The organism is Corynebacterium yonathiae, assembly GCF_027570195.1.
GTDB classification, from domain to species: Bacteria; Actinomycetota; Actinomycetes; order Mycobacteriales; family Mycobacteriaceae; genus Corynebacterium; species Corynebacterium yonathiae.
Genome location: NZ_JAKMUZ010000002.1, coordinates 81,727 through 95,872, shown reverse-complemented (window position 1 = coordinate 95,872; position 14,146 = coordinate 81,727). Strand labels below are relative to the sequence as shown.

Genomic DNA, 14,146 nt, shown 5'->3' with positions numbered 1-14,146 from the left:
TAGACTTAGAGGCTATGACTGATGCGCTCGCAAACTCCGGACTCGTCATCGTAGACAAACCTGCCGGCATGACCTCCCACGATGTGGTTGGTCGCCTACGCAGGTATTTCCACACCAAGAAAGTAGGCCACGCCGGCACCCTCGACCCTATGGCCACCGGTGTTCTAATTCTTGGATTGGAGCGCGGCACCAAGTTTTTGGCCCATATGGTGGCCTCCACTAAGTCCTACGACGCCACCATTCGCCTCGGCGCGGCCACCACAACCGATGACGCAGAGGGAGAACACTCCTGGGGCGCTAGCGCTGCGGCCATCGAACACCCCACAATTGATGCTGAAATTACCAAGCTCACTGGCGATATCATGCAAAAGCCCGCGGCCGTATCCGCCATTAAGATTAACGGCCGCCGCGCCCATGACCTCGTCCGCGAGGGGCACGAAGTAGACATTCCTGCCCGGCCCGTAACGGTTAATAAATTCGACGTTCTTGCCGAACGCCGCGAGGGCGACTACATCGACTTAGACGTTACGGTGGATTGTTCTTCTGGCACTTATATCCGCTCCTTAGCCCGCGATTTGGGCAAGGCCTTACAGGTGGGCGGGCACCTGACGGCTCTACGGCGCACTGAAGTGGGCCCTTTTGCTCTTGCCGACGCCCTCTCGCTCGACGACCTCGCCAATTCCCCTCGCCTTTCTTTGAGCTTGGACGAAGCTTTGGCTCGCTGCTTCCCGGTCCTTTCCGTCACCAAAGATGAAGCAGGCGCGCTTGCCATGGGCAAATGGCTCGAGCCGCGTGGGCTCAAAGGCGTGCATGCTGCCGTGGCTCCCAATGGTCAGGCAGTCGCGCTCATCAAGGAAAAGGGCAAGCGCCTAGCCACCGTGTTTGTAGCACGGCCTTCTACCCTTTAATGGCTAAAGTCTAGGGCCGGAACCGTAGTAGACACTATGACGTAGCCGTCTCGAATCACCCAGTGCCCAGTGATAAACGGAACCGGTGTGGGCCTAGCCAAAATATAGGAAATGAGCGTGCCGTCCTCGCGCAGATCAATTTCAGCTTGATCAAAGTCGAGCCAGCGGAAGGTCATGGGAAACCACGACTTATACGTGGCTTCCTTGGCGCAGAAGAGCAATCGGTCTGGGCAGTTAATCCCCGCCTTACTTAGCCGCAATAGCTGCGGCATCTCCCCGGCCCGGGCAATCATGGTGAGCACATGATCCGGCAGCGGCTCGGCAGGTTCTGCGTCCAAGCCGACAGATTTTAGGGCTGTGGTTGGAGCAACCACCGCGGCTCGCAGCCCCTCAGTATGTGTCATCGAGCCGATAAACCCTTCTGGCCACAGCGGCATTCCGCGCTCGCCGCGCAAAATCGGCGTCGTCGAATTAGCACCCAATTCCTGCAAGGCTCGGTGCGCGCACCACCTAGCATCGCCGAACTCCGCCTTGCGTACATCAACTGCCTGGGAAACGAGCGACTTTTCTTCGGCCGCGAGCTGTTCGAAATTGGCCAAATTCGCGTAACTCGAATCCGTGCGTACATAGCAATAGCGCGCGCTGTCAGGAAAAAGCTCTGGATACATCATGGTGTCCCCTCCTCCACAAAGGAACGCAGTACCGGATACGGCCAAGGCTGAACGCTGTCACGGCCCTGCCATTCACGCGGATATCCCAAAGAGGTCTCAATGTGGTCAACGCCATCCACGTTCATGCGCAAGGGCATATGCAAGTGGCCGTAAACCACAGACTGCGCGTTATAACGCCGCGGCCACGACCTTGTATGCCGCGTGCCGCACCACAGTGCAATCTCTGGAAAACGCAGCAACATGGTCGGCTCTTGTACCAACGGCCAATGGTTCACCAACACCGTGGGGCCATGCACCCTAGAAAGACGCTTGATGGAATAGGCCAACCTATCCCAGCACCACGCCCGCACGTCTACGAAGGGGGCAATGGTGAACTCATCGGTCATCAACAGTTGCTTCACACGCGCCGCGTCAATTGCTTGGTCCACCGTGAGCCCATGCGGACGAAAGCTATAGTCATACAACGTAAAAAGCGGCACGATGGTGGTCCCGTGGAATACCGGATACGGATCTTCAGGAGTAATTACCCCGATTTCCCTGCACCTTTCCACCAGGTGCGTGTATTTGTCTCGACCTTGATACCGCTCTTGTGAGCGCGAGAAGAGTTCATGGTTGCCAGGCACCCAAATGACTCTGGCATAGCGATCTTTGAGCTGGCGCAGAATACGAATGATGAGATCGGTGCGTTCTGCTACATCTCCAGCCACGATGAGCCAATCCGCGGGATCTGGCGGCGTGAGCTGAGCAATGCGCTCGCTATTGGCGCTTACTGCACCATGCAGGTCAGAAACTGCCCACACTGTTGGCATAGGTTCTACCTGCCTTCCAAACAACTGCGCACTGCACGGAGACGTGCCTCACCCGCGAATATCAATACGCCCACTTTAGCGCAGCTAGTTCTCTTGTACTACGGCCCATTTCATGGATCGGAACCGGTAGACCACGCCTACCATACGGAAAGCAATGAAGGCGGCGAGGCCGCACCACACGCCGGTTAATCCCGTGCCCATAAAGTGGGCCAAGATAACGCCTGGCAAAAATCCCACCAAAACCGAAGAAATTGTCAGTGTGCGCAAGAAGGCCGCATCGCCGGCGCCAAGCAGTACGCCATCGAGAGCAAAGACCACGCCACCGCCAATGACCATGGTTACCAAGATCCACCACGGCTGGGAAATGGCATCCAGAACCTCCGAAGCGGAGGTGAAAATGCGCGGAATAATTCGGGCACCAGCAGCGAAAACGGCGGCCAGCAGTCCCGAAAAAATCGTAGAGTACAACACGACCTTGCTGCCTACACCGCGTGCATGCTTAGCAGAGCCAGCGCCTAAGGCCGCTCCCGTCAAAGATTGCGCGGCAATGGCCAAAGAATCCAAGATGAGGGACATAAAGTTCCACAGCTGCATCATGATTTGGTGACCGGCCAAAGAAGCGGTACCAACGCGGGAAACCACAGCCGTGGCGGTAAGGAAAGCGACCTGAAAACTAGCCGAGCGCAATATAAGGTCGCGGCCCAAAATGAGCTGCTCACGCACCACGTGCCAGTGAAATTGCCACGAACCGGTATGTTCCTTGTGCAGCTCGCGCACGAATAGAGCAGCAATAATGCTCATGCCTAATACCGTAGCTATAGCGGATCCAGCCAATCCCCAAAAGTGGACGAAGATGGGCACCGCAATGGCGCCGGGAACCATGCCAGACAAAGTAAAGTACAGCGGCTTCTTCGTATCCTGGACACCACGCATCCAGCCGTTTCCAGCCATTTCCACCAGGGTTACGGGAATTGCTAGTGCGGCGATGCGCAGCCACAAGGCCGTCCCCGCAGCCGTGTTGGGGTCACCGGTTAAAGCGCGAGCAAATACGCCGCCAAAGATCCACATAATAACCGCAAGAAGTCCGCCCACTCCTAGGGCCACATAGGTGGCTTGCACGCCCTCAGCAACCGCTGCTTCGCGCTTGCCTGAACCGAAGAGACGCGCCGAACGGGCAGTTGTACCGTAGGACAAAAAGGTCAGCTGCGTCGTCACCACGGAATGAATCGTGGTAGCTGCAGCCAGCGAGGCGAGCTCTTGGGCACCGAGTCGGCCTACCACCGCGGTATCCAGAAGGAGGTAGAGCGGCATCGCCGCAAGCACACCAAGCGCGGGAAACGCGAGGCCAAAGACCTCGCGTGCGGTTACCGTGCCCGCGGTGGAGCAATCCTGAGTATTTATTCCATCCGTGTGCCCTTTAGTCATTGAATAGCGGCCACCAATTCCTTAATGATCTTTTCCGGAGCACCATAAGCGGTATAACCTGCGGCCGGAACATGCCCGCCGCCACCGAAGGTCAGCGCTACGGAAGAGCAATCAATGCAAGAAGAACGCAGGGATACCGCCCAAACTTCTGGAGCTTGTTCCTTAAACACCACGCCCACAGTGGTTCCTTCTAGCGCGCGAACGAAATCCACCAGTGATTCGACGGCCGAATCGGAGTGTCCCTGAATATCTTTTTGTCGCGCCACGAGAATACCCAGGGTATGCTCCTGCCCTGCTTCCTCAAGGCGCAAACCAGCCAGTACCCTTCCGATCATTTGTATATCGTCCGGCGTGGTGGAATCCAGTAGATCAGAGGCGATCTGCTTGGTATCTAGATCGTAATGCATGAGGCGGGTGGCAATATCATGCATGGCCGGCCTTCCCCACCGAAAACTGCCTGTATCAGTCATCAAACCGGCGTACAAGCAGTGTGCAATGTGGCGGTCAATTTGAATTTCCAAAAAATCCAAAATGCTCAGCAATACCACGGTAGTGGACTCACATTCGGTGTCCACCACATTAATGGCACCGAATCCTGGATTGGAGGAATGGTGGTCGATGCACAGAACTCTGCCTTGCTGCGCTAGCTGCTCAATCCGGTCCGCAAAAAATCCCGTCCGGTCCAAGGACCCGCAGTCAACCGTGACGTAGAGGTCATAGCCTTCAGGCAGCTCTTGGCTGGTGGTAACTTCATCGGCAGCTGGAATGGTATACAAGTTGCGGGAGATTTCCCGATCTTGGCCCACCACGGCACACACGTCTTTGCCTCGTTGACGCAAGGCGAGCAGCAACGCCGCAGCTGAACCGATGGCATCGGCATCCGGCCGCAGATGCGTGACAATGCAGATGCTGTGGGCATCCTGCAAGGCTGCAATTGCCGGCTGATATTGCTTTCTAGTCACTTAAGCCTCGTCTTCATCGGAGGTCTTATATGGGTTTGCATCCCCTGCAGGCTGGGCGTTTTCCTTCAGCTTTGCCAATTCCTCATCGCGGGCGCGGGCGCGGGCCAGAAGCTCTTCCATATGTGCCGAAGCCTCTGGGACGGTATCGACCTCAAAGCTCAGCGTCGGGGTAAAGCGCACGGAAAGCTGGTCGCCCACAATCTTGCGCAGCTGCCCCTTAGCGCGCTTGAGCGCTTCTTCTGCTTGTGCAAAATCCGGCTCGGAGTCAATGTCTTTTCCACGTACCGTATAGAAAACGGTGGCATCGTGCAGATCGCCTGTGACGCGAGTATCCGTAATGGTCACCAACTCGAGGCGGCGATCTTTAATCTGGCGTTCGATGGCGCTTGCCACGATTTCCTGAATGCGCTTGGCCATGCGCGCTGCGCGTGCGTGATCGACCATGTGAACCTCCCAGCTCAAAAAGAATCTATTCCTAAAATTACCGCCAACCGGTATAAGAAAACACCAGTCTAGTGCCGAATCCCAGGCAATGAAAACCCGTACCGGCAGCCCCGGTGTGAAGCGGCCCATAGGGCACTCGTCTCCTAGACACGCTGGTATAGCAAAAGGCCCGCTTCTACTCCCCTACCCGCCCCGCTTATACGCGGGAAGCATATAAGCGTAGGCGGTAGAAGCAGAAACGGGCCCTAAGTCTGCCGCAATTAGTCGCGCGGAACCTCGACCTCTTCGTAGGCCTGGATGATGTCGCCTACCTGGATATCCGGGTAAGAGAGCACCATACCGCACTCGTAGCCGGCCTTGATCTCGGTCGCGTCATCCTTCTCGTGACGCAGGGACTCAATCTTGGCGTCGGCAGTAATGACGTTGTTATCGCGCAGCAAGCGAACCTTGCCGTTGCGGACAACCTTGCCCTCGGTAACCATGCAGCCGGCAATGGTACCCACTGCGGAGGACTTGAACAGGGCACGGATTTCGGCCGCACCGGTGTCGCGTTCCTCGTAAATCGGCTTGAGCATGCCCTTGAGAGCAGCCTCGACCTCTTCGATGGCCTTGTAGATGATCGTGTAGTAACGAATATCCACGCCCTCTTGGGTGGCCATCTCCGTCGCCTTGCCTTCCGCACGAGTGTTGAAGGCAATGATAACGGCGTCGGAAGCCGCAGCCAGGGAGACGTTGGTCTCGGTCACAGCGCCCACACCACGGTCGATGATGTTGAGCTCGACTTCGTCCTCGGTCTTGATATCCAGCAGGGCATCTTCCAGTGCCTCGACGGAACCGGCGTTGTCGCCCTTGAGGATGAGGTTGAGGGTGGAAGTCTCCTGCAATACCTTGTCCAGATCCTCCAAGGAGACGCGCTTGCGCTGCTTTGCCTGCAGGGCAGAGCGCTTGCGAGCGTCACGCTGGTTGGCAATCTGACGGGCAACGCGGTCATCTTCCACCACGAGCAGGTTATCGCCAGCGCCCGGCACACCGGACAGGCCCTGAACCTGGACCGGACGGGATGGACCGGCCTCGGTCACGTCTTCGCCAAACTCATCGAGCATGCGGCGCACACGACCGTGTGCATCGCCTACGACGATGGAGTCACCCACGTGCAAGGTACCGCGCTGGACAATAACGGTAGCAACCGGACCACGGCCGCGGTCCAGGTGTGCTTCAATGGCCACGCCCTGTGCGTCCATGTCTGGATTCGCGGTCAGCTCCAAGGCTGCATCCGCGGTCAGGATGACGGACTCGAGCAGCTGGTCAATGTTCTTGCCCTGCTTAGCGGAGATATCCACGAACATGGTGTCGCCACCGTACTCTTCCGGAACCAAGCCGTACTCGGTGAGCTGCCCACGGATCTTATCCGGCTGAGCCTCTGGCTTATCCACCTTGTTTACTGCCACGACTACCGGAATATCGGCAGCCTTGGCGTGGTTGATGGCCTCCACGGTTTGCGGCATGACGCCGTCATCGGCAGCAACCACGAGGATGGCCAAGTCGGTGGACTTAGCACCACGCGCACGCATGGCGGTAAAGGCCTCGTGACCCGGAGTATCCAGGAAGGTGATGGTGCGCTCGCCATCCACGTCCACCGTGGTCTGGTATGCACCAATGCCCTGGGTGATGCCGCCTTCCTCGCGGGCGCCCTCGTTGGTCTTGCGGATGGCGTCCAGCAGGCGGGTCTTACCGTGGTCAACGTGACCCATAACGGAGACGACTGGAGGACGATTCTCCAGTGCTTCCTCGCCGCCTTCGTCCTCACCGAACTTCAGGTCGAAGGACTCGAGCAGCTCGCGGTCCTCATCCTCAGGGGAGACAACCTCGACATTGTAGTTGATCTCGGAGCCGAGCAGCTGCAGCGTATCTTCCGATACGGAAGCGGTTGCCGTCACCATTTCACCGAGGTTGAACAGTGCCTGCACCAGTGCTGCTGGATCCGCACCAATCTTTTCGGCGAAGTCCGACAGGGAAGCACCGCGACGCAGGCGGACGGTCTGGCCCTTGCCGTCAGGCAAGCGCACGCCGCCTACGACATGCTTCTGCTGCTCCTCGTACTCATGGCGCTTCTGACGCTTAGACTTCTTGCCCTTGCGTGGAGCGCCACCTGGGCGGCCAAATGCACCTGCGGTGCCACCGCGACGTCCGCCACGTCCGCCGCCACGGAAGCCGCCTGGACGGCCGCCACCCGGCCTACCGCCGCCTGGTCCGCCGTGACCACCACGGCCACGGCCGCCGCGTCCACCACCACTCGGTGCCTTAGACGGCATCGATGCAGGGTTCGGGTGGGAAGGCATCATGGCTGGGGACGGACGGCGACCGCCGCCACCCTGGCTATTGCCACCCTGGCGGTTATTTCCGCCCTCGTTCTGGCCACCGCGCTTGCCGCGGTTATCGCCTGGCTTATTGCCGCCACGCTGGCCCTTGGAACCGCCTGGGCGTGGGCCCGGACGGTTATCGCCGCCACCCGTGGAGAACGGGTTATTGGCTACGCGGCGAGTGCCACCTGGCTTCGGCATCGGGCGAGGCATGGAATTGCCTGGGGTCGGGCGCTCGCCCGACTTCTTGCCACCAGCCGGTCCGGGCTTTGGAGTGCCCTGGCCAGGCTTCGGTGCGGCAGACTTTGCCCCTGGCTTCGGTGCCTGTGCACCCGGCTTCGGGGCAGCAGACTTTGCGCCAGGCTTGGCGGCAGTGCCCTGGCCAGGCTTCGGTGCGGCAGGCTTAGCACCTGGCTTCGGTGCCTCTGCGCCCGGCTTCGGGGCAGCAGACTTAGCGCTGGCACCTGGCTTGGGAGCAGCGGACTTCGCGCCCGGCTTAGGAGCGCTTGCCTTAGCGGCACCCTTGGCAGGCTTTTTGTCTTGCTTCTTTTCGGCGGCCTCATCGCCACCGGACTGTGCTTCATAGTGAGCTCGCATCTTCTTGACCACCGGCGGTTCGATGGTGGAAGAAGCAGTCTTTACAAACTCACCCTGTTCCTTCAGGGTAGCGAGCAGTTCCTTGCTGGTTACTCCGAGCTGCTTTGCTAGCTCGTGAACACGTAGCTTTCCGGGCACTTGTCTCCTCTTGGTATCGACTAGGAGCCAAGGCCGCGGAAACTGGCCTGACCCCTAGTTAGGTTTGTTGGACTTTCATCGCTGATGCTTCATCGTTGTGCGCTCATCAGTGTTCGGTCTTCCTTTGTAACTCTGGTTTGTACGAATTTAACGCGGCATTTCCCGCGCCAAGTACTTGTCCGCTGTGCGCTTCCAAGTACTGCCGTACCTGACCTGTGTCCACGGGTGCGGACGTGCGAAGCGCGCGCTTGAAAGCGCGTTTGCGCTCCGCCAGCTCGAGTGCAGAAATAGTGGGGCTAATCCACGCTCCGCGGCCGGGAAGCCGACGGTGTGGATCGGCTACCAGACGGCGGCCGTGCGGATCATCTCTATCGATGACCACCCGTAGCAAGTCCGAATCTGGCAGGCGGCGGCGAGTAGCGATACAAGTCCGGAGTCTTAGCCTCTCAGACATTCAACTCCTTACTTTTCGCGTCGCCAATATGCCCCAATCTGCAACTGGGCCGTTTACCAGCCTACGCTACAAAAGCGCAGATCCTTAATTAGCGTCAGCATCCGAGTGGATATCAATCTTCCAGCCGGTCAAACGGGCAGCTAGACGGGCATTTTGACCCTCTTTACCAATGGCCAGGGAGAGCTGATAATCCGGCACCACCACGCGGGCGATTTGCGCCTCGTTGTCTACAACGGTGACCTTAACCACCTTCGAGGGGGCTAGGGCATTGCCCACATAGACCGTGGGGTCCTCACTGAAGTCAATGATGTCAATCTTCTCACCGCCGAGCTGGCGCATAATGTTATTGACGCGCTGGCCGCGCGGTCCGATGCAGGCACCCTTGGCGTTAAGGCCCTTGGCGTGGCCGATAACAGCCACCTTGGAGCGGTGTCCCGCCTCGCGGGCAATGGCAATCATTTCTACGGTGCCATCGGCAACCTCAGGAACTTCGAGCTCAAAGAGTCCACGCACCAGCTCAGGGTGGGTGCGTGAGAGGTTGATCTGCACCTGGGCGCCATTGCGGTTTACGCCTACGACATAAGCCTTAATGCGGTCACCATGTTCAAGCTTCTCGCCCGGAATCTGCTCGGCTGGCAGCAAGATACCGTCCTGAGATTCCAGTTCAGAGCCCAACTGGACCACCACGATGCCGCGGGCATTAGCACGCGCATCGCGCTGGACAATGCCACTGACCACGCGGCCGCTGAGTTCTGAGTAGGAATCATAGGTGCGCTCTGCTTCCGCCTCGCGCAGCTTGCGCAAAATAGCGTCGCGTACGGCCTGTGCGCCCACGCGTCCAAAGTTTTCCGGAGTGTCATCGTATTCGGTGGTAACTTCCCCGGTTTCCGGGTCGCGCTCCGAGACAATGACGCTGACTGCACCAGTGGTGGCGTCGATATCGACGCGGGACTTGGCGCCTTCTACCTTGCCGCCAGCATTAGACTCGCGGTAGTCCAGGTAGGAATACAACAAGGCACCCGCAATCGATTCCAGCAAGTCCTTTACCGGGACGTTGCGCTCGGATTCGATGGTGCGAAGTGCCTGCAGATCAATATTCACTTGTCATTCCTCTCGGTTGCCGGTTAATTCTCGGCTTCTTCAAACGTCTTTTGCACTGCCGCTAACTCCTGTTCGGACGGCTGTGCAAACTCAATTTCTACCACTGCCCGGGCAATGTTTTCCAATCGCTCGGCACGCACTTGCACGTCCTTTTTGGTTGCCGTGATGAGGATTACGGCATCGGCGGCGTCGTTAAGCGCACCAATGCGCGCCGTCTGTGTCTTGCCATCGCCAAGGTCGAAAGAGACTTTGCGTCCCCGATTGCGGCGCCAGTGGCGTGGGGCAGTCAGCGGCAAATCCACGCCGGGGGTGGAAACCTCCAAGGTGTAGCCGGCACCAAAATTCAACTCCCCTTGCGCTTCCTTGTCATCAAAGAAGGCAGAAATATCGTTTGATACTTCCTCCAGCACATCGGAACTAGGGCGCTTATCGCCATCAATACGGATAATCACCTGGGATTTCTTCCCCGCTTTGGTGGTTTTAATGTCTTCTACATCCAGTCCCCGCTCAGCGAGCTTCGGCTGCAGAAGATCGGTCAATTGTTGTGCATCTGGGAAAGCCATGCCCACTAGCCTACGTGCTACGGAGTACAGTCTTTTGCGTGAACCGCCGACGTATAGCTTTGACCCTCGTAGCCGCAACCGCCCTCCTGCCTACTGTGGCGGGGTGCCAAGCGGTTGATTCCGTCGTCGCCTATTTTGGTCCGCGGCCAGAAAACAGGCTGCTGGCGCTTGCCGACGCCGCCGCAACCGACGCCCTTGCCCTCAGCGGCGTTGACGACCATGCCGCGGGGCTGCGCAGCTCCCAGGCGGATGCGCTTTATGCGGAGATTACGCGCCTGTGCGGCACCGATGCTACCGGCGACGCCCCGCGCTCCTGTGAAGTAGAGCGCCCAACGAAGGCCAATCGTGCCGTAGACTCCAGCGAAATTATGGAAAATGCCGCATCCGCTACGACGGAGGCGGCCGATGAAGTCACCGTTGAATCACGCACGCTCGTTACTGAACAAGCCATTGCCCTCAATGCTTGGTTGCCAGGCGATGCCCCCGATATCCCCGAGCTTTCCCAACCGGAGCAAAAAGGCGCTGCCGATCTCCTTGCCTGGGAATACGAGCAGGTATACGGCCTAGATTTCGCCCGCGCTTACGTGGGTCCGGAGCATGAAGACGATGTGGATCATCGCCTAGCAGTCCACCACCGCCGCATCGACGCCCTCCAAGATGCGCTTGCCCGCTATGGCACTATTCCGCAGCCAGAACCGGCCTATACCTCGGGGGAACAAGAACTACCCCACGATTCCGCCTCTGCACTGGATTTTATCAATGGCCTTGCCGATCGCGACGGACGCAAATGGTCAGCTGCTGCCACGAATGCGGCACAGGAAGAGTCTCCGGACCAAGAGTGGGTCACCTGGCTGGTTGGCATAGCCGCCGAGTCCCACGGGATGCACTAAGACACCACTAGCCTGCCAGCCCACCTGTACATCCACTGAACGCTAGACAGTAGAAAAACAACAACCTTTACGGCCGCATGCATTGCATCGACTCTTCAAACGTGCGTAAGTTGGGCGACCATGAGCTTGCAGGAGATTCCGCAAGCTAGAAAGACACAAAGAGAAGGAGTTTCCTCTCAATGCGTTCTAAGAAGACCATTTTGACCGTATCCGCCGCTGCACTGGGCCTTGCAGGTCTTGCTGCACCCGCCGCTACCGCCGCACCGGCTAGCGCATGGGACCAGGTAGCCGCCTGCGAGTCCGGCGGCGACTGGCATATCAATACCGGAAACGGTTACCAGGGTGGCCTGCAGTTCAACGCGCAAACCTGGTCTGCCAATGGCGGCACCCAGTACGCTGCAACCGCTGACCAGGCAACGCGAGAGCAGCAGATTGCCGTGGCCGAAAACGTTCTGGCCACCCAGGGCGCTGGCGCATGGCCTAACTGCGGCGGCCCAGTTGCCGGCTAAGTCCTAGGCTCCGGCACGAAAGCGAAAACCGGCCCCTCCCCACCCTGCGGCGTTTCCGCGGGGTTGAGGACGGGGCCGGCTTTTCTGCTGCGTCTTCCTGGCTAGCGCGCAGCAATGCCAATTGCTTTAAGCCTCGTGCTTGGCAATATTCCAGGCATACATCATGAGCAGCACCTGCAGCGGCTGGCGGATGACGTGGTAGATCTTTTTCGGCCACCCGGACTTGCGCTCGATCCACGCGTGGTACATATTGGCTGGCCATACAGCGGCAAAGAGCGCAAGCGCAGAAGCACCACCGAACCCACGGGTAGCGCGGCGCCGCAGCAACGCACCGGTGGCAATCTCCCAGAGACCAGAGGCAAAGTTATAAAACCGTGCAGGTCCAGGCAGGTGCGGCGGAACGATGGATTCGAAAGTTTGCGCCTTCACAAAGTGCAATACGCCTATGGCGGAAAGTACGGTGGAAAGTCCATTCTTTTGGAAATTCATGCCTTCCACGGTACCCCGACGCGAATCATTGCGCGCTTTTCTAACCGCGAACCAGCTCAAGAATCTTGTCCACGATTTCCTCCGCCGGGACCTCCAGGGTCTCTCCGCCGCGGATGCGCAGCTCTATCTTGCCTTCCTTGAAGGCACGGCCCAGGACTGCCACAAATGGCATGCCTAGCAGCTCTGCATCCTTGAACTTCACGCCTGGGGAGACCTTCGGACGGTCATCAAAAAGCACCTCGATCCCCTTGGCGGAGAGCTCTTCTACCAGTTTGTCGCCAGCCTCCATAGCGGCGGCATCCTTGTTGGCCACGGCCACGTGCACCTGATAGGGAGCAACGGCAACCGGCCAATTGAGTCCCTTATCATCGTGGCGTTGCTCGGCCAGCACGGCCAGCATGCGGGTAATGCCGATGCCATAGGAGCCCATAGTAGGAACCGCGCGCTTGCCGTTTTCATCCAGGATTTGTACATCGAAGGCCTCGGTGTACTTGCGGCCCAGCTGGAAGATGTGGCCCAGCTCGATGCCACGCTCCAGGGTCAACGTGCCCTGGTTATCCGGGGCAAGATCGCCTTCCTTGACCTCTGCGGCCTCGATAAACTCATCCACCGTGAAATCGCGGCCGGCCACGCAGCCAACAACGTGGCGCTCACTCGCATCAGCGCCGGCAATCCACGCTGTACCCTTGACCACGCGCGGATCGGCCAAGACCTTAATGCCATTGGCATTCAATACGCGCGGTCCAACATAGCCCTTGACTAGGAAGTCATTGTCAGCAAAGTCTTTGTCCCCGGCCAATTCAAACTCCACCGGCTCGAGTGCAGCCTCAAGGCGCTTTTCATCCAGCTCACGATCACCTGGGATGAGCACGGCGGCCAACTCGGACTCGCGCTTTTCGCTCTCAGCAGCTGGGTGGAAGAGCTTTACCATCATGCATTTGAGGGTATCTGCGGCCCTGACCTCGCGGCCGTCGATAGTAATTCCAGCTTGCTTTGCCCAGTTAACGAGTGAATCAATGCTCTCTGCATCCGGGGTATCGTATTCCTGCGCCTCCGGCTGGCCCTCGATGTCCTTCTCCGCCGGCGCTGGGGTAACTACGGCTTCCACGTTGGCAGCATAATCGCCTTCAGTAGAGCGAACGAAGGTATCTTCACCGACTTCAGAGACGGCGAGGAACTCTTCCGAGGCAGAACCACCCATCGCGCCAGAGGTAGCCTTACAAATGGCGTAATCAATCTCTAGACGGTTGAAGATATTCTGATACGCCTTCCGGTGGCGACCATAGGACTCATCCAAGCCCTCATCAGTCATGTCGAAGGAGTATGAGTCCTTCATGGTGAACTCACGGCCACGCAGCACGCCGGCGCGGGGGCGCTCCTCATCGCGATACTTGGTCTGAATCTGATACAGCGTAACCGGAAAATCCTTATAAGAAGAATACATGTCCTTTACGGCGCTGGCAAACATCTCCTCATGGGTAGGGCCGAGTAGCATGTCTGCGTTCTTGCGGTCCTTCAGGCGGAAGAGATTATCGCCGTATTCAACCCAACGGTTAGTCTTTTCATAAGGCTCGCGTGGCAGCAGGGCCGGAAAGAGCATTTCCTGGCCGCCAATAGCATCCATTTCCTGACGGACTACATCTTCAATCTTGCGCAGGGTGCGCAGACCCAACGGCAGCCAGGTATACACGCCCGGCGCGACGCGGCGTACATAACCAGCGCGAACGAGCAGCTTATGGCTAGGGACCTCGGCATCAGCGGGATCCTCACGGAGGGTACGGAGAAATAGTTCAGAAAGGCGGGTAATCATGCACCAAAATATACCT

General features: G+C 58.4%; 14 protein-coding genes. 3 read left to right on the top strand and 11 right to left on the bottom strand.

The features are described from left to right. The first annotated feature begins 14 nt into the window (after positions 1 to 14). Entirely contained in the window at positions 15 to 908 is an 894-nt protein-coding gene (gene truB, locus L8V22_RS01410; protein ID WP_238799730.1) for a tRNA pseudouridine(55) synthase TruB, read from the top strand. On the opposite strand, the gene L8V22_RS01405 is transcribed toward truB, so the two are convergent. The 9 genes from L8V22_RS01405 to rimP form a co-directional block, all read right to left on the bottom strand. Then, positions 905 to 1,579 carry a 4'-phosphopantetheinyl transferase family protein gene (locus tag L8V22_RS01405; RefSeq protein WP_238799727.1) on the bottom strand — a complete coding sequence of 225 codons (675 nt, stop codon included), beginning with the start codon at positions 1,577 to 1,579 and terminating at the stop codon, positions 905 to 907. The two genes, truB and L8V22_RS01405, sit on opposite strands and share 4 nt — an antisense overlap. After that, the gene (locus L8V22_RS01400) at positions 1,576 to 2,388 is read right to left on the bottom strand and encodes a metallophosphoesterase family protein (RefSeq protein WP_238799725.1); all 813 of its coding nucleotides are present in this window, start codon (positions 2,386 to 2,388) and stop codon (positions 1,576 to 1,578) included. Before L8V22_RS01400 ends, L8V22_RS01405 begins: the two co-directional genes overlap by 4 nt. 84 nt (positions 2,389 to 2,472) lie before the next feature. After that, positions 2,473 to 3,813, bottom strand: a complete 1,341-nt coding sequence (locus L8V22_RS01395; protein ID WP_238799723.1) for an MATE family efflux transporter — start codon at positions 3,811 to 3,813, stop codon at positions 2,473 to 2,475. Next, entirely contained in the window at positions 3,810 to 4,775 is a 966-nt protein-coding gene (locus L8V22_RS01390; RefSeq protein WP_238799720.1) for a DHH family phosphoesterase, read from the bottom strand. Before L8V22_RS01390 ends, L8V22_RS01395 begins: the two co-directional genes overlap by 4 nt. Next, positions 4,776 to 5,219 carry a 30S ribosome-binding factor RbfA gene (rbfA, locus tag L8V22_RS01385; protein ID WP_238799719.1) on the bottom strand — a complete coding sequence of 148 codons (444 nt, stop codon included), beginning with the start codon at positions 5,217 to 5,219 and terminating at the stop codon, positions 4,776 to 4,778. It abuts the gene before it with no gap. A gap of 260 nt (positions 5,220 to 5,479) precedes the next feature. Then, entirely contained in the window at positions 5,480 to 8,314 is a 2,835-nt protein-coding gene (gene infB / locus L8V22_RS01380) for a translation initiation factor IF-2 (protein ID WP_238799717.1), read from the bottom strand. 106 nt (positions 8,315 to 8,420) lie between these two features. After that, entirely contained in the window at positions 8,421 to 8,768 is a 348-nt protein-coding gene (locus L8V22_RS01375) for a YlxR family protein (RefSeq protein WP_238799715.1), read from the bottom strand. A gap of 84 nt (positions 8,769 to 8,852) precedes the next feature. Next, positions 8,853 to 9,869: a transcription termination factor NusA gene (gene nusA, locus L8V22_RS01370; protein ID WP_238799713.1), complete on the bottom strand. Its 1,017-nt coding sequence runs from the start codon at positions 9,867 to 9,869 to the stop codon at positions 8,853 to 8,855. Between the two features lie 23 nt (positions 9,870 to 9,892). Then, entirely contained in the window at positions 9,893 to 10,432 is a 540-nt protein-coding gene (gene rimP, locus L8V22_RS01365; RefSeq protein WP_238799711.1) for a ribosome maturation factor RimP, read from the bottom strand. 38 nt (positions 10,433 to 10,470) lie between these two features. Here rimP and L8V22_RS01360 point away from each other — a divergent pair, with 38 nt between their 5' ends. Both L8V22_RS01360 and L8V22_RS01355 read left to right on the top strand, forming a co-directional pair. Continuing rightward, positions 10,471 to 11,322, top strand: a complete 852-nt coding sequence (locus tag L8V22_RS01360) for a DUF4439 domain-containing protein (protein ID WP_238799709.1) — start codon at positions 10,471 to 10,473, stop codon at positions 11,320 to 11,322. Positions 11,323 to 11,501: 179 nt separating this feature from the next. After that, a complete protein-coding gene (locus L8V22_RS01355) occupies positions 11,502 to 11,831 on the top strand; it encodes a transglycosylase family protein (RefSeq protein WP_238799707.1) in 330 nt (109 codons plus the stop codon). 126 nt (positions 11,832 to 11,957) lie between these two features. Here L8V22_RS01355 and L8V22_RS01350 read toward each other — a convergent pair whose 3' ends face one another. After that, positions 11,958 to 12,320, bottom strand: a complete 363-nt coding sequence (locus L8V22_RS01350) for a DoxX family protein (protein WP_238799705.1) — start codon at positions 12,318 to 12,320, stop codon at positions 11,958 to 11,960. Positions 12,321 to 12,360: 40 nt separating this feature from the next. After that, on the bottom strand, positions 12,361 to 14,130 hold the full coding sequence (locus L8V22_RS01345) for a proline--tRNA ligase (RefSeq protein ID WP_238799703.1): 1,770 nt from the start codon (positions 14,128 to 14,130) through the stop codon (positions 12,361 to 12,363). Between the last annotated feature and the right edge of the window lie 16 nt (positions 14,131 to 14,146).

Excerpts from the sequence above, each read along its gene's own strand:
- truB (WP_238799730.1), top strand. The coding sequence starts at position 15 with ATGACTGATGCGCTCGCAAACTCCGGACTCGTCATCGTAGACAAACCT.
- L8V22_RS01405 (WP_238799727.1), bottom strand. The coding sequence starts at position 1,579 with ATGATGTATCCAGAGCTTTTTCCTGACAGCGCGCGCTATTGCTATGTA.
- L8V22_RS01400 (WP_238799725.1), bottom strand. The coding sequence starts at position 2,388 with ATGCCAACAGTGTGGGCAGTTTCTGACCTGCATGGTGCAGTAAGCGCC.
- L8V22_RS01395 (WP_238799723.1), bottom strand. The coding sequence starts at position 3,813 with ATGACTAAAGGGCACACGGATGGAATAAATACTCAGGATTGCTCCACC.
- rbfA (WP_238799719.1), bottom strand. The coding sequence starts at position 5,219 with ATGGTCGATCACGCACGCGCAGCGCGCATGGCCAAGCGCATTCAGGAA.
- L8V22_RS01375 (WP_238799715.1), bottom strand. The coding sequence starts at position 8,768 with ATGTCTGAGAGGCTAAGACTCCGGACTTGTATCGCTACTCGCCGCCGC.
- rimP (WP_238799711.1), bottom strand. The coding sequence starts at position 10,432 with ATGGCTTTCCCAGATGCACAACAATTGACCGATCTTCTGCAGCCGAAG.
- L8V22_RS01355 (WP_238799707.1), top strand. The coding sequence starts at position 11,502 with ATGCGTTCTAAGAAGACCATTTTGACCGTATCCGCCGCTGCACTGGGC.
- L8V22_RS01350 (WP_238799705.1), bottom strand. The coding sequence starts at position 12,320 with ATGAATTTCCAAAAGAATGGACTTTCCACCGTACTTTCCGCCATAGGC.
- L8V22_RS01345 (WP_238799703.1), bottom strand. The coding sequence starts at position 14,130 with ATGATTACCCGCCTTTCTGAACTATTTCTCCGTACCCTCCGTGAGGAT.